Raw genomic sequence first — 26,292 nt, 5'->3', positions numbered from 1 at the left:
CGACAATGATGAGGACACACCGATGACCGCCTTCCCGCATCTGCTGGCTCCGCTCGATCTGGGCTTCACCACGCTGCGCAACCGCACCCTGATGGGCTCCATGCACACCGGTCTGGAGGAGATGCCCAACGGCTTCGAGCGGATGGCGGCGTTCTTCGCCGAGCGCGCCCGCGGTGGTGTCGGCCTTATCGTCACCGGTGGCGTGGGGCCCAATGAGGAGGGCTCGGTGCGCGCCGGTGCCGCCAAGCTGTCAACGCCGGAAGAGGCCGAAGAGCACAAGATCGTCACCCAGGCCGTGCACGAGGCCGGCGGCAAGATCTGCATGCAGATTCTGCACGCCGGTCGCTATGCCTACAGCCCGCAGCTGGTCGCACCCAGTGCGATCCAGGCGCCGATCAACCCGTTCACCCCGCGGGAGCTGGACGAAGAGGGCATCGAGAAGCAGATTCGCGATTTCGTCAACTGCGCGACCCTGGCCCAGCGCGCCGGCTACGACGGCGTAGAGATCATGGGTTCGGAAGGCTACTTCATCAACCAGTTCCTGGTCGCCCACACCAACCACCGTACCGACCGCTGGGGCGGTAGCTACGAGAACCGCATGCGTCTGCCGGTGGAGATCGTGCGCCGGGTGCGCGAGGCGGTCGGCCCGAACTTCATCATCATCTATCGCCTGTCCATGCTCGACCTGATCGAGGGCGGCAGCATCTGGGAAGAGGTGGTGCAGCTGGCAAAGGCCATCGAGCAGGCCGGCGCCACGCTGATCAACACCGGCATCGGCTGGCACGAGGCGCGGATTCCGACCATCGCCACCAAGGTGCCGCGCGCGGCGTTCACCAAGGTCACCGCCAAGCTGCGCGGCGAGGTGAACGTTCCGCTGATCACCACCAACCGCATCAACACGCCGGAAGTGGCCGAACAGGTGCTGGCGGAGGGTGATGCCGACATGGTGTCCATGGCACGCCCGTTCCTCGCCGATCCGGAGTTCGTCAACAAGGCGGCCGCTGGGCACAGCGAGCGGATCAATACCTGCATCGGCTGCAACCAGGCCTGCCTGGACCATACCTTCAGCGGCAAGCTGACCACCTGCCTGGTCAACCCGCGTGCCTGCTATGAAACCGAGCTCAACTACATTCCCACCACCGCGGTGAAGAAGATCGCGGTGGTTGGCGCCGGTCCGGCTGGCCTCGCTGCAGCGACCGTTGCAGCGGAGCGGGGGCATCAGGTGACGCTGTTCGACGCAGCAAGCGAAATCGGTGGGCAGTTCAATGTCGCCAAGCGCGTGCCAGGCAAGGAAGAGTTTTACGAGACCCTGCGCTATTTCCAGAATCGGCTGGAGGAAACCGGGGTCGAGGTGCGCCTGAATACCCGCGCCACGGCAGAGGCGCTGCTGGCAGGCGGTTTCGACGAGATCATCCTGGCCACGGGCATCGTGCCGCGCACCCCCGAGATTCCCGGAATCGACCATCCGAAGGTGATCGGCTATCTAGACGCGATTCTCGAACGCAAGCCGGTCGGTCAGCGCGTGGCGGTGATCGGTGCCGGTGGCATCGGCTTTGACGTGTCGGAGTACATCACCCACGATGGACAATCCACCAGCCTGGACCGCGAGGCATTCTGGAAGGAGTGGGGCATTGATCTCGGTCTTTCCGTGCGCGGCGGCATCGCTGGCATCCAGCCGGCGCCGCATGCACCCAAGCGCCAGGTCTATCTGCTGCAGCGCAAGAAATCCAAGGTTGGCAACGGGCTGGGCAAGACCACCGGCTGGATTCATCGTACGGGACTGAAGAACAAGCACGTTCAGATGCTCAATTCGGTCGAGTATCTGCAGATCGACGACGCCGGGCTGCACATCCGTGTCGGCGAGGGCGAGCCGCAGGTGCTGCCGGTGGATACGGTCATTCTCTGCGCCGGTCAGGAGCCACTGCGTGAGCTTCAGCAGACGCTGGAGGCGGCAGGCGCCCGGGTCCACCTGATCGGCGGTGCCGATGTGGCGGCTGAACTCGATGCCAAGCGCGCCATCAATCAGGGCTGCCGTCTGGCCGCGGCGCTCTGATTCCATTCAGGCTTAACCCACGGAGCACGCGTATGGACATCAAGACAATGCTGCAGCCGCAAGCCGCCGAATGCCTGCAGGCCTGGCACGCGATGATCGCCCAGCGCGATCTGAGCGGCTTGCCGGAACTGCTGCACCCCCAGGCGGTGTTCCGCTCGCCGATGGCTCATAAGCCTTATGAAGGAGCCCCTGCGGTCAACCTGATCCTCAATACCGTTCTGCAGGTGTTCGAAGGCTTCCGCTATCACCGCGAGCTGGCCAGCGCCGAAGGCCGAGACGTCGTGCTCGAGTTCAGTGCCAGGGTGGGTGATCGCGAACTGAAGGGCATCGATCTGATCCGTTTCGACGAAACGGGCCGGATCATCGAATTCGAGGTGATGGTTCGCCCCATGAGCGGCTTGCAGGCACTTGGCGACGAGATGAAGCGCCGCCTCGCCGCCTATGGCGGTAGCTGAATTAGCTAAGCTCATCGCAAATCCGCCGGACGGCTCTGGCGGGTCGCGCGATGCGCGGGCTCGCTGCCAACCGAGTCACATTGCACGCTTGATCAATTCCCCTAAACTCGAGCCCCAAAGAGACGCGATCGTGGATGAGCGTTTCAGTATTCGGGCTCGCGGTGACGGGCGATAAGGGAAGTCGAGCATGCAGAACAAACCGCAGATGGTCGAGGCCGTGCTGTTCTACAACGAAGGCACCATCTGCAAGGAAATGCTGTATCCGGAGTTCGAAGCGGTGCTGGACGGGGTGGTTGCGTTGCCCGAATTCGCTGACCGCCAGATGCATGCCGTCTACGTGATGATCAACCCGCGGCTGCAGGTGCGTGCCGCCGTCTTTTTCTGCCTCGACTTCAATGAAGATGGTTCCGCCGATGACGGCTGGAACATTCCGCTGCGCCAGCTGGCCGAGCGCACCGGCCGCGGGCCGGACATGGGGGCCGGCCCCATTCGCCTGGCCTGTCGCAGCCAGTGCCCCGTCTCCTGGCACCAGATGCATATGTGGGATCCCAAGGTCAGCGCCGAGCGCAACGATCTGGCAGTGCTGCGCGACACCATCAAGCGCAACCAGCTTGGCCTGCTGGTGGAGGACGAGGGCGCGCCTGTCGTGCCTGCCGAACGCCTGCAGATGGTGGCCGAAGACGCCTGGTATGCGGCCGAGGCTGGCAAGGAGGCCACTACCCAGCGATCCGAAAGTCACGAGCGGGAGCAGCGCCAGAAAGCCGCGTTGCTCATCAAGCAGCAGCGTCAGCGCATCGCCAATCTCGAACGTTTGCGGGAAGAGGACGCGCTCAAGAGCGCTGCTGCGGCGGACAAGGAGCGCAAGCTTCTGCAGGACGAGATCCGCTCGCTGCAGCAGCAGCTGCAGCAACAGACCGAACTCAATGCCAGCCTGCATGCGCAGATGACCGCGCAGGCGGAAAGCTTCCAGAAAGCCCGCGAGGAGATGAGCAAGCAGTTGCGGACGCTGGAAGTCAGCGGTCGTGTCGAGATCGGCGCGGCGCGAGAGCAGTTCGAGCATGAGGCCCAGGCGCGCATCGCCGCAGCAGTGGCCGAGTACAAGGAGCAGGTGGCGATCCGCGACGTAGAACTGGCCTATCGCAATGAGCTGGACGCGCAGCAGGATGAGGAGATCCAGCGGCTGAAGAACGAATGCGAGACGCTGCGGCAGAGCGGTGACCGGGTGCTGGAGGACCTGTCGCGCCAGGGCGTGGTGTTCATGGCCTACCATCCGGGCGCCGGGCATCTGACCATCGCGCTGCAGGACCTTGCTCGCTACCGAGCCAACCCCCTTGCTTATGCCGCTGCCAAGTGCTTCGTCTCCGAGGAACAATACCGGCAATGGCTCGAGCACTACCAGAAACCCGCCTGTATCGCGACCTTGGCCAGTGGTGAGCGTTGCGCCATGCCGCTGGACAAGGTCGATGCACCGAGTCGTTTCGTGATCGGCGAATCCAACTGCTGTGCCCGGCATCGCAAGGAAGACCGGCAGCGTACCGGTAGCTGAGCCGTTTGTTGATTTCCGAACATTGCGTCGTCTCCGATGCCTCGCTGATTCTGCAACGTCTGCATCTGGACTGGTTGCAGCAGGCCGCTGTCGACGTGGTGGTGTTGCGGCTCGACCTGGTGGACCCGGAGCTGTCCGGAAACAAGTGGTTCAAACTCGTTAACCATCTGGACGCAGCCCGCCGTGCCGGCTCGCCGGGGCTCATCAGCCTTGGTGGTCCGCATTCCAACCATCTGCACGCTCTGGCCGCGGCCGGTCACCGTTTCGGTTTCGCGACGGTCGGCCTGCTGCGCGGACACGAGCAGGACACGCCGACGGTGGCCGATCTGCAAGCCTGGGGCATGCAGATCCACTGGCTGGGCTACGGTGGCTTCCGGGCACGCAACCTGCCCGGCTTCTGGCAGCCATGGCAGCAACGCCATCGCGGTTACTACTGCATTCCCGAGGGCGGAGGCGGGCTACTTGGCGCCCTGGGTTGCGCCGAACTCGTGCCAAGGCTGCCATCGGCACTGGCTGCGGTCGGCTGGGACGATTACGACGCTGTCTGGCTTGCCGCCGGAACCGGAACGACCCTGGCCGGACTGGTCATCGGTGAGGCCGGGCGGCATCCGGTAATCGGCGCGCTGGCCGGCCCGCCATCGCATGCTGTCGATGACAATGTGGCGGCGCTGCTCGCGCAGGCGGGCGTTGCCAATGAGGGCTACGAGCTGCTGGATGCCAGCCGCGGCGGTTTCGCCCGGTTCGACAAGGAGCTGGCGCAGTTCATGTACACGGCCGAGCGTGACGGCGGGGTGCCGCTTGATCCGATCTATACCGCAAAGACCATGATGGCATTGCGCCTTTATATCGAGCGCGGTTATGTTGCCGCCGGCACACGCGTGCTTTTCGTCCACACCGGTGGATTGCAGGGGCGCCGTGCTGCTGAGAGTCAGCTGCACAAGCTGATCCATGGCTAGAGGTTGGATTTTCCAGGATGAACAAACCGCTGCACCCTGATCAGCTGCGTGATCTGATCCCGTTGAACGCGCTGTCGCCACGTCAGCTCTGGGAGCTGCGTGCGCGCACCGTGCCGCTTGTGCTCACCGCAGGCGAGGTGCTTGAGCTGGACGAACGGCACGCGACGACACGCTACTACCTGATGGCCGGGAAGCTGCTCGTCAGCGATGTCGAGGGGCAACAGGGGCTGCTCGCGGCGGGGACTCCGGCGGCGCTGCATAGCCTGCTGTCAGAACGGACGCGGGAGGTGCGGGCACTGGAGGATTGCCATCTGCTGAGCGTGGATGCCGTGGAACTCGATCGCCTGCTTTCCTGGCGCCAAGCGCTGCAGGATGTGCTGTTGCAGCTGACCATGGACGGCGAAGAAACGGAGTGGCTGGAACGTCTGCTCGACAATCCCCTGTTCGCCCAGGTTCCTCCGCAGAACATACGCAGCATGCTGCACCGGCTCGTGTCGGTCGAGGCACCGGCCGGGCAGACGCTATTGCGTGAAGGCGAGGCGGGGGACTGCTGCTACTTCCTCAAGAGTGGTCGCGCGCAGGTACTCAAGGCCGAGGGCAGTGGCGAACAGCTCTTGGCGGAACTCGAAACCGGCGCCTGTTTCGGCGAGGAAGCGCTGCTGGAAGATCGTCCGCGCAACGCCAGCGTGGCAATGATCGAGGACGGCAGCGTGCTGCGCCTGGGCCGGGCCGACTTTTTCGAATTGCTCAAGGCGCCGGTGGTGAGCGAGGTCGATCTGGACGAAGTGGCCGATCTGCTCGGCTGCGGCGCTCAGTGGCTGGACGTTCGGCTCGCCGATGACTACGAGCGCGGCCATGCCATGCAGGCGCTGCACATGCCGCTGCACCTGCTGCGGCTGAAAACGCGACTGCTGAATCCCCGCCGCACCTACCTGTGCTATTGCGAAAGTGGCAAGCGCAGCGCGAGTGCGGTCTTCCTGCTGACCCAGCTCGGTTTCACTGCCTATGCGCTGCGGGGCGGGCTCGATGCGCTCGGCAGCGATGATCGCGCGGCGCTGCTGTGGGAGTGCGGCACCGGCTATCTGGCTCGGTCCGATGGACGCATAGAACGCAGCCTCTGAGCGGGTTGGCTCAGGCCGCGCTTCTGCGCAATGCGGCATGGCGGCGGATTTCCCGGCGCGCACTACGTGCCAGCCGCACGCTCAGCAGCAGCGCCGCGCAGCTGAGGCCAGCGATCAGGCCCTGCCAAAGCCCGCTTGGCCCGCTCGCTGGGCCAAGCTTATCGGTCAGCCCCAGCAGGTAACCCACCGGCAATCCGATGCCCCAGTAGGCGAACAGCGTGTAGACCATGGTCATGCGGGTGTCCTGATAACCGCGCAGCGCGCCCGCCGCGGTGACCTGAACCACGTCCGAGAACTGGAACAGCGCGGCATAGAAGAACAGGCTGGCGGCGACCGCGATCACCGCTGGATCAGGCGTATAGATCCGTGCGATCTGCTCGCTGAACAGCAGCATGACGCTCGCCGAGAAACAGGCATAGACCAGCGCTGCGGCGATCCCGACGCCGGCTACGAAACGGGCATCACGCGGTGCGCTACGGCCCAGCTCCTGACCGATGCGCACGGTCACGGCCATCCCCAGCGACAGCGGGATCATGAAGATCAGCGAGGTGAAGTTCAGGGCGATCTGATGCCCGGCCACCACCGTCGCACCGAGCGCACCGATCAGCAGCGCGATCACGGAGAAAATGCTCGCTTCGGCAAACACGGCGATGCCGATGGGCACGCCGACCGACAGCAGGCGACGAAGCAGCGGCCAGCGCGGGCCCTCGAAGTGGGAGAACAGCTGGCTTGCCTGATAGGCCGGCGCACGCTTCACCCAGATGGCCATGGAGGTCAGCATGAACAGCATCACCAGTGCCGTGGATACGCCGCAACCCACACCACCCAGCGCCGGCATACCGAGCTTGCCGTAGATGAACACGTAGTTCAGCGGGATGTTCAGCAGCAGGCCGAGAATGCCGATGACCATGCTCGGCCGTGGGTGACCCAATCCGTCGCTGAAGCAACGCAGTACCTGATACAGCGCCATGGCCGGGAAGCCGCAGGCGACGGCGCGCAGGTATGCCATGGTTGGATCGATCAGGGCGGGTTCGACCTTCATCAGATGCAGCACCGGCTTCGCGTTCCACATCAGCAGTGCACTGCCGATGCCGATGCCAACGCCCATCCACAGGGCCTGGCGCACCAGCGGGCCGATTTCGGCGTGATGCCCGGCGCCGAAGCGCTGGGCGACGTTGGGTGTGGTGGCCAGGGTAATGCCGCTGACCAGCAGGTAGACCGGCACCCAGATCGAGTTGCCCAGCGCGACGGCAGCCAGGTCGTGCGGACTGACGCGGCCGGCCATCACGGTATCGACAAAGCCCATGGCAGTGCTGGCCAGCTGAGCGATCATCATGGGCAGGGCGAGGGCGAAGAGGGTGCGCAGTTCAAGGCGGACCCGTCTGAGTCGAAGCTCAGTGGGCATTGCGAGGCGTTCCAGTTGTATACAAGAAACGCGCTAGTCTACGCCGGGTCGCTGCACGCAGGAAGGCGGCAAAGCGTCGGCGGCCCGTCTAGAATGTGCTTCCCCCAACCGGAGCCACACCATGCACATCCTTGCCGACGAAAACATCCCGCTGGTCGATGAGTTCTTTGCCGGTCTCGGCGAGATCCGTCGCATGCCCGGGCGTCGCATCAATCGGGCGGCGCTGGAGGGCGTGGATGTGCTGCTCGTGCGCTCGGTGACGCGGGTCGATCGCGAATTGCTGCAAGGCACCGCGGTGCGCTTCGTCGGCACCTGCACCATCGGCACCGACCATCTGGACCTCGACTATTTCGAACAGTCCGGCATCGATTGGGCCAGCGCGCCTGGCTGCAACGCGCGGGGGGTGGTCGATTACGTATTGGGTTGCCTGTTGGCCTTAGCCGAAGTCAGGGGCGAAGCCCTGGCGCGACGCCGCTTCGGCGTGGTGGGTGCCGGCGAGGTAGGCGGGCGCCTGGTCGAAGTGCTGCGAGGCCTCGGCTGGGATGTGCGCGTTTGCGACCCGCCGCGCCAGACTCGCGAGGCAGGCGGTTTCGTGACGCTGGATGAAGTGATTGCCGAGTGCGATGTCATCAGTCTGCACACCCCGTTGAGCATGAGCGGCGACTGCCCGACCTTCCATCTGTTCGACCGTCAGCGCCTGAGTGGGCTGCGACCGGGGGCCTGGCTGATCAACGCCAGCAGAGGAGCGGTGGTGGATAACGCGGCGTTGCGCGATCTGCTACTGCAGCGCCCGGATCTCGAGGCGGTGCTGGATGTCTGGGAAGGCGAGCCACAGGTGGACGTCGAACTGGCTGATCTGTGTCGCATCGCCACGCCACACATCGCCGGCTACAGCCTGGACGGCAAGTTGCGTGGCACGGCGCAGATCCATGCGGCCTACTGCGCCGCTCGCGGCCTTGAGCCGACCGTCGAGCTGGCGCAGTTGATGCCTGGCCCTGCGCTTGCCGGGCTCACCTTCGCCGCATCGGCAGAGCCGGCCGAGATGCTGGCAACGCTGTGCAGGGCGGTCTACGACCCGCGTCGCGACGACGCGGATTTCCGCCGCAGTCTCCAGGGCGACGATGCGCAGCGCCGGGCCGCCTTCGATCTGCTGCGCAAGGCCTACCCGGCGCGACGTGAGATCGACGGTCTCGCCGTAAGGATAGAGGGGGACAATCCGGCGTTGACGGCGGTGGTGAGCGCGCTCGGGGCCCGCTTGCTGCGCTAGCCACGGATCGGACTCAGCTCGGATGCAATTTCCATCCTGCTCCGCTAGCATTACCCGTCCTGTGCGACACGTGTGTACGTGTCGTGCTTGGTTTGGTTTACTGCACCATGGCTCCAAACCCTTTGCTATCAGGGGGTTAATGCTTAAAACAGCAGTCAATGTACCGGCTCTGCCTGGTAAACCTATGCTTCGGACGCTCTGCGTTTTAGCGAAGCTAGGCAATAAATCTGCATCAGTTCGCGCCCAAAATGGGTTCAGAGTGAGGTGCAGACACAGGAAAGTAGCTTTCCGGTCCGTCTGGATTGTTACAAATAATGTCTAAGCCTGAGGGTGAATTCCGCCCTCAGGGCAGAACTTCGTCCTCTTGTTTGGCATAGAGCCTTATCACCGTCGTGAGACGTTGGGGACGTTGAACCAAGCACGGAGCGTCAAGCTCCGAAACGCATTGCTCAGCTCCGCTTGCACAGGGAGTACCGAGCCGGGCATGTACCTGCCCGTTCATTAGATCGGCATGCGTCAGGGGCCAACCCTGGGGTGTGAAGCCCGATTAACAATGTCTCGCTCGCAAGAGGGTGTTATCCGGTGACGGAGAACGCTTCGCGTCCGAATTGCACGGACGTGTCGAGGCTAATGACCCAACCCGCATGGCTAACACATGTGAATCGTCGCCAGAACCCTCGTCATAATGGACGGGCCTACGGCAATTATTGGCCTCAGCCAAAAACGGCAATGCAGTCGGTCATCACTGTGGGATGAGGTGATGCGGTACCGCAGACTGCCGGGGGAGAGACGAAGCCTAAACGGGGAATTGATGCGTCTCGGGGAACGTGGCAATCCCGACCACCCGCCTGGTCAGCAACATCGGTCAGGCAGGCAAACCGCAAGGGGCGCTGATGGGTGTGGGGAATGGGAGGATGCAAAAAGCGAAGGGCTGCCTGTAATGGGTGGCATACCGGTTGAAACATCACCGGCAGGGGCAACCCTGGCTGACTTGCATCTGGTTTACGAGCGCAAAACATAGCCGCTGATTCCAGCGATAACAAACGACCCTATGGGCGACTACTGCCCATAGGGGAGTAGTCCGTCCTGAAAGTCGTGATCTCAGGAGGACAGTATGAAAACGCAACCAGCAGCACCGGTCGCGTCTGCGTCCTTCGACGGGATGACGAACTGGCACGATCTTGATTGGGCCAGGATTCAACAAGCCGTTCGGAAAACGCAGCTAAAGATTGCGCAGGCAACTGGGGAAGGCGACTGGCGCAGGGTTAAACGCCTGCAACGACTGCTGACCCACTCGTTCTATGGCCGCTGTCTGGCTGTAAGGCGAGTCACGGAGAACCGGGGTCGCAAGACGCCGGGTGTCGATGGAGAAACCTGGGGAACGCCTCAGGCCAAGCTCCAGGCCGTGGGACGTCTGTCGAAAAAGCGAGGCTATCGGCCCAAGCCGCTACGGCGGGTTTGGATACCGAAGCCCGGCAAGCCAGAGAAACGCCCACTGGGTATCCCGACGATGTTGGATCGGGCCATGCAGGCGCTGTATCTGCAAGCGTTGGAACCTGTAATCGAAAGCACCAGCGATCTGAAATCCTATGGATTTCGCCCGGATCGTTCGACTGCTGACGCAATGGTCGAGCTTTTCCACCTGCTGTCGCCACAAACGGCGCCGGTCTGGATTCTGGAAGGCGACATCAAAGGTTTCTTCGACAACATTAACCATGAATGGCTGTGCCGGAATGTTCCGATGGACAGGACGGTGCTGCGCAAGTGGTTGAAGGCCGGAGTTATCGACCGGCGACAACTCATGGCTACGGAGGCCGGGACGCCGCAGGGTGGGATCATCTCGCCCTGTCTGGCAAACGCCACCCTGAATGGTCTGGAGACTCAGCTAAAGCGCCATCTGGTGAACAAGTTGGGGACCCGGAACGCTAAGAAGAGCAAGGTACAGTGTGTTCGCTATGCGGATGACTTCGTCGTAACTGCAGCCTCGAAAGAGCTGTTGGAGGAAGAGGTCAAGCCCTGGGTAGAGCAATTTCTGTCGGTACGAGGAGTTGCGCTGTCACGGGAGAAAACGCAGATCACGCACATCCACCAAGGCTTCGATTTTCTGGGGTGGAATTTCAGGAAGTACGTGCCGAAATCGCCGTATAGGAATGCCAAGCTGCTGATCAAGCCCTCGAAGAAGAACGTCTCGGCGTTCTATCGGAAAGTGCGTGAGATCATCAAAGGCAGCGGAGCACTGACGCAGGACGCGTTGATCGGCCAGCTGAACCCGGTACTGAAGGGGTGGGCGCAATACCACTCCACGGTCGTGGCAAAACAAACCTTCAGCAAGCTGGATAGCCTTATCTTCTGGCGACTCTGGAGGTGGGCGAAGCGGAGGCATCCGCGGAAGTCGGCTGACTGGATCAGGAAAAAATACTTCCGATCCATAGGTGGGCAGAACTGGGTGTTTGCGTATCCCTACAAAAATGGCAAGGGAGAAAGGCAGTTCCGGCGGCTGTACGAGCTGGCGGAGACCGCAATCGTGCGTCACAAGCGTTTATCGGGAGAGTATCAGCCCTACGACGCGACGCAGGAGCTGAAGTGGGAGGCGTTGAGGGTTCAACGGATGCAGCACACGCTGCGTTATCGAGGACAGATCCTCAGCATCTTCCGTAGGCAGAAGGGGCTATGTGCCCTGTGCGGGCATGCGATCAGCAAGGAAACCGGTTGGCACGACCATCACGTCATCAGGCGTGTGGACGGCGGGACGGATACCTTGAGGAACCGTGTGCTGCTTCATCCCAACTGTCATGCGCTGGTGCATAGCCGGCGTGAAAAGGTAACTCTGCGATACGGTGGCCAGAGATGCTAATATCTCGCACCATTAATGTCGGTTAGCCTCTTGGCTGGCTTTTCGTAAACTTGAGCCGTATGCGGTGAAAGCCGCACGTACGGTTCTTAGGGGGGGACGGGCCAGTAATGGCCTGTCCCTACCCGACCTGCCTAGTTCCCCGCGATGGTGTTATGAGTTATCAGGTTCTTGCACGTAAATGGCGTCCGCGCTCGTTCCGCGAAATGGTCGGCCAGACGCATGTGCTCAAGGCCCTGATCAACGCGCTGGACAATCAGCGCCTGCACCATGCCTATCTGTTCACCGGTACCCGCGGCGTCGGCAAGACGACGATCGCGCGGATCATCGCCAAGTGCCTGAACTGCGAGACGGGCGTCAGTTCCACACCCTGCGGGCAGTGTTCGGTCTGCCGGGAGATCGATGAGGGGCGCTTCGTCGACCTGATCGAGGTGGACGCCGCAAGCCGCACCAAGGTCGAGGACACGCGCGAACTGCTGGACAACGTGCAGTACGCGCCGAGCCGCGGACGCTACAAGGTCTACCTGATCGACGAAGTACACATGCTCTCGTCGCACTCTTTCAACGCGCTGCTCAAGACCCTCGAAGAGCCGCCGCCCCACGTCAAGTTTCTGCTCGCGACCACCGATCCGCAGAAGCTGCCAGTGACCATCCTGTCGCGCTGCCTGCAGTTCTCGCTGAAAAACATGCCGCCGGAGCGAGTCGTTGAGCACCTGACCCATGTGCTTGGCGTCGAGAACGTTCCTTTCGAGGAAGATGCGCTGTGGCTGCTCGGTCGCGCCGCGGATGGTTCGATGCGCGATGCCATGAGCCTGACCGACCAGGCGATCGCCTTCGGTGAGGGCAAGGTGCTGGCCGCCGATGTGCGGGCGATGCTCGGCACGCTCGATCACGGTCAGGTCTATGGCGTACTGCAGGCGCTGCTCGAGGGCGACGCCCGGGCACTGCTCGAAGCCGTTCGTCATCTCGCCGAGCAGGGGCCGGATTGGGCCGGCGTACTCGCGGAAATGCTCAATGTGTTGCATCGCGTCGCCATCGCCCAGGCGCTACCGGAAGCGGTGGACAATGGCCAGGGCGATCGCGATCGGGTGCTGGCACTGGCGCAGGCGCTGCCAGCCGAAGACGTGCAGTTCTATTATCAGATGGGTCTGATCGGGCGACGCGATCTGCCATTGGCACCCGATCCGCGCAGTGGCTTCGAAATGGTTCTGCTGCGTATGTTGGCGTTCCGCCCGGCGGATACGGGTGACGCGCCACGAACATCGCTAAAGAATTTGGGAATCAGCCCGGCCACAGCTGATTCCAAGCCTGCAGCGGTGGCCGGTACCGCTGCCCCCGGCGTGTCGCCTGTTTCAGCCCCCGCTCCGGTTGCTCCTGCCGCCGCTGTGGCGCCGGCTCCGGTGGTGATAGCCAGTCCGGCTGAGTCGGTGGCCACAGTGGCCCCCGAACTGCCTGCCGTGGCGACGTCGCCGGCAGCGCCTGCGCAAGAGCAGGCCGTGCCGGTGATCGATGTACCCTGGAACGAACCGCCCGAGGTCCCGCCGGTTGCCGTCGAGGCCAATGCAATACTGCCCGAGCCGGCACTGGACGGGCCACCCGATCATGTGGCTGCCGTGGTTCAGGTCGAAGAGCCTGACGATGATGAGCCGCCGCTGACCGACGAAGACTATTTCGAGGTCGAAAATCAGGCCGAGGCTTACTTCGAGGAGCTGCAGCGGGACGAGACGGACCAGCAGGAGGTCGAACCGCTGCCGGCAGTTGAGCCTGCCACCGGGCTGGCTGCCGAATGGCTGGAGCTCTATCTCAAGCTCGGTCTGTCCGGCCTGACCGGCAGCATCGCGGCCAACTGCACGTTGATTTCGGTGGAGGGCGATCGCTGGCTGATGCACCTCGACCCGGCCCAGAGTGCCCTGTTCAACTCGACGCAGCAGCGCAGGTTGAACGATGCGTTGAATCAGTACCACGGGCGTACGTTGCAGCTCGATATCGTGCTGCAGAAGCCCGAGCAGGAAACGCCGGCGCAGGCCGCGCAGCGTCGTCGCGCCGAGCGACAGCGCGCCGCTGAACAATCTATTCATGCGGACCCGCTGGTCCAGCAGTTGATGCAGCAGTTCGCCGCGGTGATCCGCGAAGGCACCATCGAACCCGTAGAACACTCAGAACCCTGATCGAATTGAGGTGATACCCATGATGAAAGGTGGCATGGCCGGCCTGATGAAGCAGGCGCAGCAGATGCAGGAAAAGATGCAGAAGATGCAGGAAGAGCTGGCGAACGCCGAAGTCACTGGCCAATCCGGTGCCGGCCTGGTCAGCGTGGTGATGAACGGCCGTCATGACGTCAAGCGCGTCAGCCTCGATGACAGCCTGATGCAGGAAGACAAGGAAATCCTCGAAGACCTGATCGCTGCGGCCGTCAACGATGCGGTACGCAAGATCGAGCAGAACAGCCAGGAGAAGATGGCCGGCATGACCGCAGGCATGCAGCTCCCGCCGGGCTTCAAGATGCCGTTCTGATCCAGCGCGCAGTTCCAGCCGGGCCGCCCCCTCGCTGTGGGGCGGCCGGTTTTTTCAGTGATTCCATTTCGAGACGTACATGAGCTTCAGCCCGCTGATTCGGCAACTCATCGATGCCCTGCGCATTCTTCCTGGCGTAGGACAGAAGACCGCGCAACGCATGGCGCTGCAGCTGCTCGAGCGTGACCGCAGCGGTGGTCTACGCCTGGCGCAGGCGTTGACCCGGGCGATGGAAGGGGTCGGCTACTGCAGGCAGTGCCGTACGCTGACCGAAGACGAACTCTGCCCGCAGTGCGCTGACCCGCGGCGCGATGATTCCCTGCTATGCGTGGTGCAGAGCCCGGTCGACGTGTTTGCGGTCGAGCAGACGGGCTTCCGTGGGCGTTACTTCGTGCTCAAGGGACATCTGTCTCCGCTCGATGGCCTGGGGCCGGAGGCCATCGGTATTCCCGAGCTGCTGGGGCGGGTGGCGGATGGCGCATTCAGCGAAGTCATCCTGGCAACAAACCCCACTGTCGAAGGGGAAGCCACCGCGCACTACATCGCACAGATGCTCATTCCCAAAGGTCTGACCATCAGCCGAATTGCCCATGGTGTTCCACTGGGCGGCGAGCTGGACCTGGTCGATGGCGGCACACTGGCTCACGCCCTCGCAGGGCGCAAGCCGATCAGCCTATAACTCGACGTCTTTAGCTTATTGCTACTTGCTAGTGCCGTTCTGCAGATAGTTCGGGTAAAGTTCTAAGCCATAAACGTTAGATAACCAAAGCGAATATACTGCTTTGTTTTGGTTATATGCGCTGGCTATCCGAATCGAGGTCGAAATGAAAGCGAAGCTCTGGCTGGTTCCTGCTCTTGTGCTCCTGAGTGCGTTCGCGCAGGCGCAGGAAAAGTTCAAGGTAGGTTACATCCGGGTGATGGACGATGCCCAGGCCATGGTCGCCCACGAGGCAGGGCTGTATAAGAAGCACGGCCTGGACGTCGAACTGATCGAGTTCAGTTCGGGCACCGATCTGATCAAGGCCATCGTCGGCGGTCAGCTGGATACCGGTGTGCTGGGCTTTACCAATGCGGTGGCCTGGGCGTCCAAAGGGGCCGATCTGAAGGTGGTGGGTGGTGCGCAGCAAGGTTATCACTCGATCCTGGTGCGTGAAGATACCGACATCCAGGACGTTGCAGGCCTCAAGGACCGCACACTGGCTTCGCAGCGCGAAGGCAGCACTGCCGATGCGGTGCTGCGTGGCGTGACCTTGAAGAATGCCGGCCTCAAGCCGAGCGATGTCAACATCATGGGCGTCAGCCCGGCAGTTGCGGTGCAGTCGCTGGTATCCGGGCGAGTGGATGCCGCCTTCCTGTTCGAGCCCTACGACCGCATCGCACAGCTGGTGGCGCCGGTTCGCCAGGTCTACGAGATCGGCGAAGTGTGGCCGTTCCCGTGCATGGTGGTGATCACCTCCGGCGACACCCTGGCCAAGCGCAAGGATGCCGTCTGGAAATCCCTGGATGCTCAGCGCGATGCCATCGAACTGCTGGACAAGCAGCCGGCCGAAGCGGCGAAGCTGATCGCCGGCTACTTCATCGCCGAGCCAACCTTGAAAACCCTCAAGCGCGGCGAACTGGCCCGCGAGGTGGTCATCGAGGAGGCCATTGGCACCCAGACCTTCAGCGCCAAGCTTGGCGACGACGATCTGGCCCGTATTCAGGAGCTTGCTGACATCCTGCAGGAGCAGGGCTCGCTGAAGACTCGCGATGGCAAGCCGTTCGATACCCGAGCCATTCTCGATCTGAGCTGGCAGGAAGCACGGGAACTCTGATCGGCGCTGTGCCTTTCGGCAACACAAAGGCCCGACCCTGAGTCGGGCCATTCATTTTGCCCGCATTGCCGGGCCGTTTCGTTTCTGGATTTGCGGATTTTTATGCAGCTCAGGTTTGAAGATGTAGACAAGCGCTTCGGGCAGCTCGAAGTCATCAAGGGGTTCAGCGGCGAGTTCGCCCAGGGCGAGCTGGTCGCCCTGGTCGGGCCTTCGGGCTGCGGCAAGTCGACCTTGTTGCACCTGGTGGCGGGGCTGGAGAAGCCCAGCGCTGGCCGCGTGCTTGCCGATGGCAAGCCGATCACCGAGCCGAGCCCGCGACGTACCCTGGTGTTCCAGGAGCATGCGCTGTACCCCTGGCTGAGCCTGCAAGGCAATGTCGCCATGGCGCTCGAGCTGCAAGGCGTCGCCAAGAGCGAGGCCTTCGAGCAGGCGCGTGTCTGGCTCGAGCGTGTCGGGCTAAATGGCTTCGAGCATTACTATCCCCACCAGGTTTCTGGCGGTATGCGCCAGCGCACCGCGCTGGCCCGCGCCTTTATCGCCAAACCGGAGGTGCTGCTGCTGGATGAACCGTTCGGCGCCCTCGATGCTCTGACCCGCATGGCACTGCAGGACGTGCTGCGCGAGCTGATCGAGGAGCATCAGCCGACCGTGCTGCTGGTCACCCATGATGTGGACGAGGCGCTCTATCTCGCCGATCACGTACTGGTGTTCAGCCCGCGGCCGACTCGAGTGCTCAAGACCTTCAACTTCACCCATTGTGAGAAAAGCCACGACTTGTCGGCGTTTGCTGCCGAGCGTAAGGAGATTCTCAGCCTGTTGGGTATCAAGACGGAGGTAGCGCACCCATGAGTCAGGCTCGTCGTCTAACCGGCCCGAAGAAATACCTGGCCGTCGTTCTGGCCATCCTGTTCATTCTGCTGATCTGGCAGGCGGCGGCCTGGAGTCTGCCGGCATTCCTCATGCCGGGTATCCCGACCGTGGTCGAGCGCCTGATCACCACCATCCAGCAACCCGAGTTCCGCGACGGCCTGTATGGCAGCATGAGCCGCCTGGGCAGTGGCTACGGCTTCGCCTTGCTGTTCGGCATCGGTTTCGGCCTTGTCGGCGGCGTGTTGTTCTTCTTCCGCGAGATCCTGCGCTCGGCCATCGTTATCCTGCAGTCGATTCCGTCGATTGCCTGGGTGCCGCTGTTCCTGATCGTGATGGGGTTCGGCAATCTGCCGATCATCGTCGTGGTGGCGCTGGCGGCGTTCTTCCCGATGGCGCTTTCGGTGATGAACGCCACCGAGAGTGTGCAGCCGGTGCATGTCTCTGCCGCACGGGTGATGGGCGCTTCGCGTTGGCAGCTGCTGCGGCGCGTCTATCTCCCGGCGGTGATGCCCGAGCTGATCACCGGCGCCCAGCTGGCCTTCGGCAACGCCTGGCGTGCACTGATCTCTGCCGAGATGCTGATCGGCTTCGGCCAGGGGCTGGGGCGCTCGCTGGCTTACTCCGGGGAGATCGCCGATATGGTGGGAGTCATGATGAACATTCTGGTGATCGCCATTCTTGCCACCCTGATCGATCAGGTGGTGCTGGAGAAGTTCAAGCAGCGGATGCTGCGCTATCAGTACGTCTGAGGTTCGGCCAGTGCCTGTCTTTTCGCACATCGTTCTCTGGCTCGCCTTGTTCACGCCCGCAGTGGGGCTGACCGAGTCGCTGCGGATGGAGTTGCCCGAGCATCGCGTGCTGTCGAGCAGCGAGACCGAAAGTTTCGAGGCGGCGCTGGCCGAGCAGCTTGGCGTCGAACTCGGGCGCCCGGTGCAGTTCGGGGTGCCGGAAGGGCAGGTCGGCGTGCGCGTGGAGGCCAGCCAGCAACGTGGCGTGACCACTTACTATCGCGCTGTCCCCGCGGCTCTTGTCCCCACCGACGCAGGGCCCGCCGCCTGGGCGGAACTTCGCGACCAATCCGTCTGCGTCAGTACTGCAAGCCCCTATGCGCCAGTGCTGCGCGAGCGTTTTGTGGCATCGCCGCGAGAGTATCCCAGCTCGGCGCATGCGCTTATCGGTCTCAAGCTGGGCGAGTGCCAGGCCGTTGTCGAGGATGAAGCCTTGCTGACCGAACTGGCTACGTTGCCGGAGTGGCGCCGCTACAAGCGCCTGCTGCCGCCGCTGGCGGATGCCGAGCGGCAGCTTCGGCTGACCGCGGATCAGGCGGGGTTACAGCAGGAAATCGACGCACTCGTCGCGCAATGGAGTGTGGACGGGCGCCTGGCAAAGCTGACGCAGCAGTGGATCGACGAAGTTGCCTTTCAGGCCTATGTGTTGGCCGACACCCTGGATTGCCACTGACTGCTTGATTGCTTTCGAGCTGCGCGTGTGCGAAGGGCTCGTCAGCGTTCTGTATCAACGATCTGCGGCAACATCCGCCGCAACCCCTCGAGCTGGAGCGGGGCACGAATATGCCCCCGCAGCGTGCCGTCGGGGCCCACCAAGGCCAGATTGCCGCTATGGCTGACGCTGTAGTCCCCCTGCGTCTCGCTTGCTGGAACGAATGGCAGGCCCAGTGCCCTGGACAGCCGCTGCAGCTGCTCCATATCGCCGGTGAGGCCGTTGAACCCGCCGCGGTAGTAGTCCAGGTACGTTTTCAGCTGCTGAGGTGTGTCACGCGCAGGATCGGCAGTGATCAATACCAGCTGCAGCTGGTCGCGGGTTTCCTTCGGGAGCTGGCTGAACAGCCGGCGCATGTCGCTCAGCGTGGTCGGGCAGATATCCGGGCAGGCGGTGAAGCCGAAGAACAGAATATGCCAGCGTCCCTGTAACGATCGCGTGTCGAACCGCTGGCCATCCTGGTCGACCAGTTCCAGAGGCGGTATCGCGCGCTCACGGGGCAACAGGAGGATATTGGCCTGATCCAGCAGGACGTCGCGATCCAGCGCCAATGCGGGTGTGGCCAAGGCCAGCGCAAGAATCAGCAGGCAGCGCCAGAGAGTCATTGGCACAGCGGCTCCTCTAGATCGCGTCGAGGCCGTAACTGATCAGCGGTCGCTCAGCGCGAAAGCGGTCAGGGTAAAGGTTGGAATGCCAATGTCCTGCAGCTTCTGCGATCCGCCGAGCTCGGGCAGGTCGATGATCGCGGCGGCTTCATGGATGCTGGCGCGCATGCGTCGCACCAGCTGGGCAGCGGCGAGGAGGGTGCCGCCGGTGGCGATCAGGTCATCGAACAGCAGTACCGAATCGCCTTCGCACAGGCTGTCGGCATGGATCTCCAGGTGCGCTTCACCGTACTCGGTGCAGTAGGCCTGCGACAGTACGTCTGCAGGCAGTTTGCCCTGCTTGCGGAACAGTACCAGTGGCTTGTTCAGCTCATATGCGAGGATCGAGCCGATCAGAAAACCGCGGGCGTCGAGCGCGCCGATATGAGTGAAGTCGGCTTCCACGTAGCGCTGGATAAGACTGTCAGCCACCATGCGCAGCGCTTTCGGCGACTGGAACAGAGGGGTGATATCGCGAAAGATCACGCCCGGCTGCGGAAAATCCGGCACCGGGCGGATCAGGGTCTTGATGCTGAATTCGTCGAAGATCATCGGGTTACTACTCCAAAAACTCGGTGACTCAGACGTCCATGGCGCCGCCGGCGAGGGCGCACAGTCCGATGGAATCCAGGATGCGCACTTCCTTGCCCTCGGCTTCGAGCAGACCGTTCTGCTGGAAGCGGGTAAACACGCGGGATACGGTCTCGACTGCCAGCCCTAGGTAGTTGCCGATCTCGTTGCGCGACATGGGCAGGCGGAACTGATTGGCGGAAAAGCCCCGAGCGCTGAAACGAGCCGACAGGTTGATCAGGAAGGTGGCGATGCGCTCGTCGGCAGTCTTCTTGGACAGCAACAGCATCATCTGCTGATCGTCGCGGATTTCGCGGCTCATGATGCGCATCAGTTGGCGGCGAAGTTGCGGCAGCAGCACGCTCAGCTCGTCGAGACGCTCGAAGGGGATTTCGCAGACCGATGTGGTTTCCAGTGCCTGGGCCGTGACTGGGTAGCTTTCGGTATCCATGCCGGAAAGGCCGACCAGCTCACTGGGCAGGTGGAAGCCGGTGATCTGTTCTTCACCGCCATCGGTCACGCTGAATGTTCGAAGCGCACCGGAACGCACGGCGAAGACCGAACTGAAGGTATCGCCCTGGCGGAACAGTGTCTCGCCTTTCTTCAGCGGGCGGCCGCGCTTGACGATATCGTCCAGCGCGTCCATGTCCTGCATGTTCAACGACAGGGGCAGGCAGAGCCCGGAAAGGCTGCAATCCTTGCAATGAGCTTGCCGCTGCGCACGGACCTTGATCGATTCGGACATAGAGGGCTTCCTGGAAACCGGTTTATAGCGCGCAAGGTTAACTCAGTACGAACGCTATGGCCAATTGGCGCAAGGGTCGCAGGTCGGAAAATTGGACGATGGTCTGAGCCGCTAGATGACGCGCGAGAAGCCCTGGTTGCCGTGCTCGGGCAGGTAGTGATCGAAGAGCATGCAGATCGAACGCACCAACAGGCGTCCGGCCGGCTGAACGATGAGATGGCTCTCGCTGATCTCGATCAGTCCGTCTGCGGCCATCTGTTCCAGCATCGGCCAGGGCTCGGCGAAGTAATGGCGGAATTCGATGGCATGATCGTGTTCGATTCGGGCGAAGCTGAGCTCGAAATCACAGATGAGCGCCTGGATGACGTCGCGGCGGATCAGATCGTCCTGATTGCAGCGCAGCCCCCTGGCGGTGGCGAGCTGACCCCGGTCCAGCTGATGCTGGTACTCCGCGATGTCGCTGTGGTTCTGGCAGTACAGGTCGCCGATCTGACTGATGGCCGACATGCCCAGGCCGACCAGATCGCAGTGGCCGTGGGTCGTGTAACCCTGAAAATTGCGTTGCAGGCTGCCGTCTTCCTGAGCCATGGCCAGTTCGTCGTCGGGTAGCGCGAAGTGATCCATGCCGATATATCGATAACCGGCATCGGTGAGCAGGTGGATGCTCTGCTCCAGCATTGCCAGTTTCTCTGCAGGCGCCGGCAGATCACTGGCGTTGATCCGTCGCTGCGGTGCGAACCGCTCGGGCAGGTGAGCGTAGTTGAACAGTGACAAGCGATCGGGTTGCAGATCGATAATGGCCTCAACCGTCTTGGCGAAGCGTGCCGGGGTCTGCAGCGGCAGACCGTAGATCAGGTCGATGTTCAGCGAGCGATACTGCAGTGTACGTGCCGCTTCGATGATGGTGCGGGTCTGCTCCAGTGTCTGCATGCGATTGATGGCGCGCTGAACATCCGGGTCGAGATCCTGCACGCCGATGCTGATGCGATTGAAGCCAAGCTCGCGCAACAGGCCGATGGTCGGCCAGTCCGCTTCCCTCGGGTCGACCTCGATACTGAAGTCTCCATGGTCGTCGTCCTGCAGATTGAAATGCTGACGCAGATGTTTCATCAGGCGGCGCAGCTCGTCATGGCTTAGGAAGGTCGGCGTGCCGCCACCGAAGTGCAGTTGCTCGACCAGCTGGTCCTTGCCCAGATGGCAGGAGATCAGCTCGATTTCCTTTTCCAGGCGCTCCAGATAAGGCTGCGCCCGACCACGGTCCTTGGTGATGATCTTGTTGCAGCCGCAGTAGTAGCAGACGTTGGCGCAGAAGGGCAGATGGACGTACAGAGACAACGGGCGGGACGCCTGGCGGCTGCTGCGCAGGGCGTGGAGCAGATCGAACGAACCGATCTTGTCATTGAACTGGGCCGCGGTCGGGTACGACGTGTAGCGCGGGCCGGCCTGATCGTAACGACGGATCAGGTCGGAATCCCAGCGAATGGAGTCGAGCATGTGGCGTTCCCGGTCATGACGGCGGTCGCTGGATTCTAGGTGCAGGGCCTCGCGACGGACTTGACCTGTATCAAAGTTGATCAGACCCTAGTGCGTTGGGTCCGATCGCTCCCGACATGCGGAAGGATCGCCGTGATTCGTGGTCAGATGGTCACCTTCCTCCGTTTCGAACCAGTAGATCCTAAATGTCGCTAGAGGAGAGTTTCATGCACAGTCGTCAGCAGGAAATCGCAGCCGCGCTCCATGTCTGCGCACCTTTCACCGGGCCGGAGTCCGTACAGACGGAAATCGACCGTCGGATACGCTTCATCCAGTCCTGCCTGCGCGAGTCCGGCATGAAGACACTGGTGTTGGGTATCAGCGGCGGGGTCGACTCGACGACTGCTGGCCTCTTGGCGCAGCGGGCCGTCGAGGGGATGCGCGCCGCTGGCGAGGGAGACCACTACCGTTTCATCGCCGTGCGTCTGCCGTATCAGGTCCAGCATGACGAGCATGAAGCTCAGCTGGCGGTGGATACCATCAAGCCCGATGAATGCCACACGGTGAACATCGGCACCGCGGTACTCGGTCTGGCGGCCGCTACCGAAGCACTCGAGCCGCTGAGCCCTGAACAGCGTGATTTCGTGCTGGGTAACACCAAGGCGCGGATGCGCATGGTTGCTCAATACACCATCGCCAATGCCCGTCAGGGGCTGGTGATCGGAACGGACCATGCGGCGGAGGCGGTGATGGGTTTCTTCACCAAGTTCGGTGACGGTGCGTGCGACCTGACGCCACTGGCCGGTCTGGTCAAGGATCAGGTTCGGCAGATCGCCGCCGCGCTGGGAGCGCCAGAGCAACTGGTGCACAAGGTGCCGACCGCTGACCTCGAAGAGCTGTCACCGGGTAAGCCTGATGAGGCGGCGCACGGCGTCAGCTACCGCAACATCGACGACTTCCTGCAGGGCAAGCCGGTACCGGACGAGGCCGCCCAGATCATCGTCGACACCTATGACAAGACCGCACACAAGCGTCAGCTACCGAAGGAGCCTTGAGTTCCGCGCTCAGACAGACTAGTGCGAATGCTCGCCGTGGACTGCTGCATTGCCGTGCCCCATGAGCCATTGCTGATGAGGACCCGGCAGGGTCCACAGGCCGAACAGGATCACCATCAGGCCACCGGCGATGCGTACGCCGCGTTTGCGCAGCAGTCCCGTCAGGCGCTCGGCGGCCAGGCCCGTGGCAAGCAGAACCGGCCATGTGCCGATGCCGAAGGCCAGCATCAGCAGAGCACTGTCCCACGCATCGCCCTGGCTGGCCGACCAGAGCAGGGTGCTGTACACCAGACCACATGGCAGCCAGCCCCAGAGTGCCCCGAGAACGAGCGCGCGGGGCAGGCTGGTTACCGGCATCAGCCGGCTGGCGACGGGCTGGATATGGCGCCAGAGACCACGCCCTAGCGCTTCCACGCGGGTCAGGCCGCTCCACCAGCCAGCGAGATAAAGCCCCATGCTGATCAACAGCAACGCGGCAACGACACGCAGTGCCGTCGCCGCCGGGCTATTCGCAATCGCCCAGCCTGCCAGACCGATCAGAAAGCCGGCAACGGCATAGCTGGCCACCCGCCCCAGGTTGTAAGCGAGCAGCAGGCGCAGGCGCTTTGCGCGCTGTTCCGGCGGAATGGCCATGGTCAGCGCGCCCATCAGTCCGCCGCACATCCCCAGGCAATGTCCGCCGCCCAGCAGGCCCAGGACCCAGGCGGAAAGCAGAAGCGGAGCCAGTTCAGTCACCTTTGCGCTGCTCCGGCTGCTGTTTGGCATCATCCTGTGCGTCCGCGGGACGCTGGGGCTCTTCGTCATCGAACAGAATGCTGTGCGCCGGCCCGTCTAGGTCGTCGAACTGACCGCTGTCCACTGCCCAGAAGAACACCCAGATCGCAACGGCCACCAGGACCACGGCAACAGGGATCAGGATATACAGAGCGGCCATCAGGACCTCCAGAGGCCGAAATCAGCGTTTCGGCTGCGATTAATGGCGTGTCGCCTTGCGCATCGGCGCCAGTGGGGCGGTCCGCTGGCGGATCAGCCGCGGCCCGCTGGATCCGGCTGGCGCGTGAGCCGTAGGGCGTTGAGTACCACCAGCAGCGAGCTGATCGACATCCCGAGCGCCGCCCATAGAGGAGTGACCCAGCCCACTGCGGCGAACGGCAGAATCAGGCCATTGTACAGACTTGCCCAGGCAAGGTTTTCGATGATGATGCGTCGGCTGCGCCGGGCGATATCGAAGGCCTGCGCGAGGCTGCCGAGACGATTGGACAGCAACACGGCATCGGCGCTGGTCTTCGCCAGATCCGTTGCCGAGCCCATGGCGACGCTGATATCGGCCGCGGCCAGCACCGGGACATCGTTGACGCCATCGCCGAGCATCAGCACGCGATGCCCTTCGGCCTGTAATGCCTGCAGCCTGGCGAGCTTCGCCGCCGGAGTCATGCCACCTTCGGCCTGGTCAATGCCCAGGTCGCTGGCGATCTGCGCCACCATCGGCGAGCTGTCCCCGGAAAGCAGCAGTGTCCGCCAGCCGCGTCGGCGGCAGGCTTCCAGCAGAGCCGGGGCGTCGTCGCGTAGCCGGTCGTCGAGTACCAGCCAGGCCAGCGGGCCTTGCTCGTCGCCCAACAGAAGCCACTGGCCGTGTTCGCCAGGAATGGCCGGCGCGGAACCGGCGAAACCTTCGGCCACGAAGCCCGGCTGGCCGATGCGCAGGTTGCGGCCTTGAACGCTGCCCTGCAGGCCGACGCCTGGTACCGTCTCGACGGATTCGGCAGCCAGCGGCGCGCGGCCGAAGGCGCGGGCGATCGGATGCTCGGAGCGGTTCTCCAGCGCCGCGGCCAGCGCGAGACAGCTATCGGCATCGAGCTCACCGAGCGGGTGCACGGCGCAGAGCGTGAGGCGCCCTTCGGTGAGGGTCCCGGTCTTGTCGAAAACAACGGTGTCGATCTGGTTGAGGCCTTCCAGGACATGTCCGCGGGTCAACAGCAGGCCGAGCTTATGCAGGGTGCCGGTGGCCGCCGTCAGCGCAGTGGGGGTCGCCAGCGAAAGGGCGCAGGGGCAGGTTGCTACCAGCAGCGCGAGGACAATCCAGAAGGCGCGTTGCGGGTCGATCTGCCACCAGACCAGGCCGACGATGCTGGCCACCACCAGCACCACCAGCAGAAACCATTGGGCGACGCGGTCAGCCAGTTCGGCGAGCTTGGGTTTGTCGCCCTGGGCGCGTTCCAGCAGGCGGACAATGGCGGACAGCCGGGTGTCGTCGCCCAGTGCCTGGACCTCCACGGTCAGCGGGCCTTCGACATTGAGGGTGCCGGCGGTAACCGAATCGCCGGCACCGCGTGGAAGAGGCAGGTATTCCCCCGTTAGAACCGACTCGTCGACGCTGGATTGCCCGCTGAGAATCACGCCGTCAGCCGGGATCAATCCGCCGGGCTGCACCAGCACCTGGTCACCGAGCTGCAGTTCGCTGAGCAGGATGCGGTGACTGTGACCGTCGGCATCCAGCTTCAGGCAGGACGCCGGCAGCAGGTTGACCAGTTGCGCGGTGGCGGCCGCCGTGCGCTCGCGTGCCCTGCGCTCCAGGTATCGCCCGGCCAGCAGAAAGAGGGCGAACATGCCCACCGCATCGAAATAAAGCTCGCCTTGGCCGGTGACGGTCGACCATATGCCGGCGACATAGGCGCCGCCGATGGCCAGCGATACCGACACGTCCATGGTCAGGTGGCGGGTACGCAGATCCCGTAACGCACCCTTGAAGAAATCGGTACAGCAGTAGAAGACGATGGGCGTGGTCAGCAGCAGCGCGGTCCAGCGGAGGGTGACGAAGAAGCTCTCCGACAGGTCCAGGTTGAACTCCGGCCAGGTCGCCATGGTTGCCATCATGACCTGCATCCAGAGCAGGCCGGTGACACCCAGTTGGCGCAACGAGCGCCGGTTCTCGCTCGCCAGGCGTTCGGCCGCCTGGTCGGCCTGATACGGGTGGGCCGCGTAGCCGATGCGGCGCAGTTCGCCCAACAGCTCGCTGAGCGGTAACTGCGCATCGCTCCAGCGCACGTTCAGGCGATGATTGGACAGGTTGAGGTTGGCCTCGGCCACGCCCTTCAGGTTGCGCAGATGGCGTTCAATCAGCCAGCCGCAGGCCGCGCAGCTGATGCCTTCGATCATCAGGGACGTGCTTGCCAGCTCGCCCTGGTGCTGAACGAAAGGTTGCTGTACGTCCTTGCGGTCGTACAACGCCATTTCCTCGCTGAGCTCCTGTGGGAGCGCCTGGGGATTGATCGCCGTGTCGCTGCGGTGCAGGTAGTAGCTTTCCAGGCCGCCCTTGACGATGGCTTCGGCCACCGCCTGACAGCCCGGGCAACACAAGGCCCGCGTCTCACCCAGCACGCGGGCCTGAAAGGGGCTGCCGGGAGGAACCGGCAGCCCGCAGTGGTAGCAGGGGAGGGGCTTTGCCATCAGCAG

Annotated in this window: 23 protein-coding genes; 15 read left to right on the top strand and 8 right to left on the bottom strand. The window is 63.1% G+C overall.

All coding sequences use genetic code 11. The features are described from left to right. Positions 1–22: 22 nt before the first annotated feature. From P5703_RS12230 to P5703_RS12210, 5 genes are all read left to right on the top strand, one after another. Positions 23–2,053 (top strand): NADPH-dependent 2,4-dienoyl-CoA reductase, encoded by a 2,031-nt coding sequence (locus P5703_RS12230; protein ID WP_017245326.1) that lies wholly within the window; start codon positions 23–25, stop codon positions 2,051–2,053. A 32-nt stretch (positions 2,054–2,085) separates the two neighbouring features. Then, the gene (locus tag P5703_RS12225; protein ID WP_011912964.1) at positions 2,086–2,508 is read left to right on the top strand and encodes a nuclear transport factor 2 family protein; all 423 of its coding nucleotides are present in this window, start codon (positions 2,086–2,088) and stop codon (positions 2,506–2,508) included. Positions 2,509–2,695: 187 nt separating this feature from the next. Beyond that, entirely contained in the window at positions 2,696–4,054 is a 1,359-nt protein-coding gene (locus P5703_RS12220) for a hypothetical protein (RefSeq protein ID WP_019407644.1), read from the top strand. Between the two features lie 8 nt (positions 4,055–4,062). Next, the gene (locus P5703_RS12215) at positions 4,063–5,010 is read left to right on the top strand and encodes a 1-aminocyclopropane-1-carboxylate deaminase/D-cysteine desulfhydrase (protein ID WP_279641846.1); all 948 of its coding nucleotides are present in this window, start codon (positions 4,063–4,065) and stop codon (positions 5,008–5,010) included. 17 nt (positions 5,011–5,027) lie between these two features. Beyond that, a complete protein-coding gene (locus tag P5703_RS12210; RefSeq protein ID WP_279641847.1) occupies positions 5,028–6,131 on the top strand; it encodes a cyclic nucleotide-binding domain-containing protein in 1,104 nt (367 codons plus the stop codon). 10 nt (positions 6,132–6,141) lie between these two features. Here P5703_RS12210 and P5703_RS12205 read toward each other — a convergent pair whose 3' ends face one another. Further along, complete coding sequence (locus tag P5703_RS12205; protein WP_011912968.1) at positions 6,142–7,536, bottom strand: MATE family efflux transporter; 1,395 nt, start codon at positions 7,534–7,536, stop codon at positions 6,142–6,144. A 121-nt stretch (positions 7,537–7,657) separates the two neighbouring features. On the opposite strand from P5703_RS12205, the gene pdxB reads away from it, so the two are divergent. The 9 genes from pdxB to P5703_RS12160 all read left to right on the top strand — a co-directional run bounded on the left by pdxB (position 7,658) and on the right by P5703_RS12160 (position 18,313). Continuing rightward, complete coding sequence (pdxB, locus tag P5703_RS12200) at positions 7,658–8,803, top strand: 4-phosphoerythronate dehydrogenase PdxB (protein WP_011912969.1); 1,146 nt, start codon at positions 7,658–7,660, stop codon at positions 8,801–8,803. A gap of 1,114 nt (positions 8,804–9,917) precedes the next feature. Next, positions 9,918–11,657 carry a group II intron reverse transcriptase/maturase gene (ltrA, locus tag P5703_RS12195; protein WP_011912970.1) on the top strand — a complete coding sequence of 580 codons (1,740 nt, stop codon included), beginning with the start codon at positions 9,918–9,920 and terminating at the stop codon, positions 11,655–11,657. A gap of 152 nt (positions 11,658–11,809) precedes the next feature. Next, the gene (dnaX, locus tag P5703_RS12190; protein ID WP_285587116.1) at positions 11,810–13,822 is read left to right on the top strand and encodes a DNA polymerase III subunit gamma/tau; all 2,013 of its coding nucleotides are present in this window, start codon (positions 11,810–11,812) and stop codon (positions 13,820–13,822) included. Positions 13,823–13,841: 19 nt separating this feature from the next. Beyond that, positions 13,842–14,168 (top strand): YbaB/EbfC family nucleoid-associated protein, encoded by a 327-nt coding sequence (locus P5703_RS12185; protein WP_008567825.1) that lies wholly within the window; start codon positions 13,842–13,844, stop codon positions 14,166–14,168. Between the two features lie 79 nt (positions 14,169–14,247). After that, the gene (gene recR / locus P5703_RS12180) at positions 14,248–14,847 is read left to right on the top strand and encodes a recombination mediator RecR (RefSeq protein WP_011912973.1); all 600 of its coding nucleotides are present in this window, start codon (positions 14,248–14,250) and stop codon (positions 14,845–14,847) included. Positions 14,848–14,992: 145 nt separating this feature from the next. Further along, positions 14,993–15,982 carry an ABC transporter substrate-binding protein gene (locus P5703_RS12175; protein WP_013982562.1) on the top strand — a complete coding sequence of 330 codons (990 nt, stop codon included), beginning with the start codon at positions 14,993–14,995 and terminating at the stop codon, positions 15,980–15,982. A gap of 102 nt (positions 15,983–16,084) precedes the next feature. Next, positions 16,085–16,831 (top strand): ABC transporter ATP-binding protein, encoded by a 747-nt coding sequence (locus P5703_RS12170; RefSeq protein WP_013982563.1) that lies wholly within the window; start codon positions 16,085–16,087, stop codon positions 16,829–16,831. Continuing rightward, positions 16,828–17,601, top strand: coding sequence for an ABC transporter permease (locus P5703_RS12165; protein ID WP_011912976.1), 774 nt, complete (start codon positions 16,828–16,830; stop codon positions 17,599–17,601). The genes P5703_RS12170 and P5703_RS12165 overlap by 4 nt, the downstream gene beginning before the upstream one ends. A 10-nt stretch (positions 17,602–17,611) precedes the next feature. Beyond that, positions 17,612–18,313, top strand: a complete 702-nt coding sequence (locus P5703_RS12160) for a type 2 periplasmic-binding domain-containing protein (RefSeq protein ID WP_053527952.1) — start codon at positions 17,612–17,614, stop codon at positions 18,311–18,313. A 41-nt stretch (positions 18,314–18,354) separates the two neighbouring features. Here the strand turns inward: P5703_RS12160 and P5703_RS12155 are convergent, their stop codons facing one another. From P5703_RS12155 to hemN, 4 genes are all read right to left on the bottom strand, one after another. Beyond that, positions 18,355–18,963, bottom strand: coding sequence for an SCO family protein (locus P5703_RS12155; RefSeq protein ID WP_285587113.1), 609 nt, complete (start codon positions 18,961–18,963; stop codon positions 18,355–18,357). Between the two features lie 36 nt (positions 18,964–18,999). Then, positions 19,000–19,548, bottom strand: a complete 549-nt coding sequence (locus tag P5703_RS12150; protein ID WP_063543415.1) for an adenine phosphoribosyltransferase — start codon at positions 19,546–19,548, stop codon at positions 19,000–19,002. Positions 19,549–19,576: 28 nt separating this feature from the next. Further along, the gene (gene fnr / locus P5703_RS12145; protein ID WP_011912980.1) at positions 19,577–20,311 is read right to left on the bottom strand and encodes a fumarate/nitrate reduction transcriptional regulator Fnr; all 735 of its coding nucleotides are present in this window, start codon (positions 20,309–20,311) and stop codon (positions 19,577–19,579) included. Positions 20,312–20,422: 111 nt separating this feature from the next. Beyond that, the gene (hemN, locus tag P5703_RS12140) at positions 20,423–21,805 is read right to left on the bottom strand and encodes an oxygen-independent coproporphyrinogen III oxidase (RefSeq protein WP_125866134.1); all 1,383 of its coding nucleotides are present in this window, start codon (positions 21,803–21,805) and stop codon (positions 20,423–20,425) included. Positions 21,806–22,011: 206 nt separating this feature from the next. Here hemN and nadE point away from each other — a divergent pair, with 206 nt between their 5' ends. After that, a complete protein-coding gene (gene nadE / locus P5703_RS12135) occupies positions 22,012–22,839 on the top strand; it encodes an NAD(+) synthase (protein ID WP_017245335.1) in 828 nt (275 codons plus the stop codon). An 18-nt stretch (positions 22,840–22,857) separates the two neighbouring features. Here the strand turns inward: nadE and P5703_RS12130 are convergent, their stop codons facing one another. From P5703_RS12130 to P5703_RS12120, 3 genes are all read right to left on the bottom strand, one after another. Then, positions 22,858–23,574 carry a sulfite exporter TauE/SafE family protein gene (locus tag P5703_RS12130; protein WP_013982568.1) on the bottom strand — a complete coding sequence of 239 codons (717 nt, stop codon included), beginning with the start codon at positions 23,572–23,574 and terminating at the stop codon, positions 22,858–22,860. Then, the gene (gene ccoS / locus P5703_RS12125; RefSeq protein WP_011912984.1) at positions 23,567–23,773 is read right to left on the bottom strand and encodes a cbb3-type cytochrome oxidase assembly protein CcoS; all 207 of its coding nucleotides are present in this window, start codon (positions 23,771–23,773) and stop codon (positions 23,567–23,569) included. The genes P5703_RS12130 and ccoS overlap by 8 nt, the downstream gene beginning before the upstream one ends. A 92-nt stretch (positions 23,774–23,865) precedes the next feature. Continuing rightward, positions 23,866–26,286 (bottom strand): heavy metal translocating P-type ATPase, encoded by a 2,421-nt coding sequence (locus tag P5703_RS12120; protein ID WP_285587107.1) that lies wholly within the window; start codon positions 26,284–26,286, stop codon positions 23,866–23,868. Positions 26,287–26,292 lie beyond the last annotated feature (6 nt).

Origin of the sequence: Stutzerimonas sp. FeSN7, from assembly GCF_030263795.1 — a bacterium.
Taxonomy (GTDB): domain Bacteria; phylum Pseudomonadota; class Gammaproteobacteria; order Pseudomonadales; family Pseudomonadaceae; genus Stutzerimonas; species Stutzerimonas stutzeri.
Note: the sequence above shows the minus strand (reverse complement) of the source record. Positions and strands in the feature narration are given on the sequence as shown.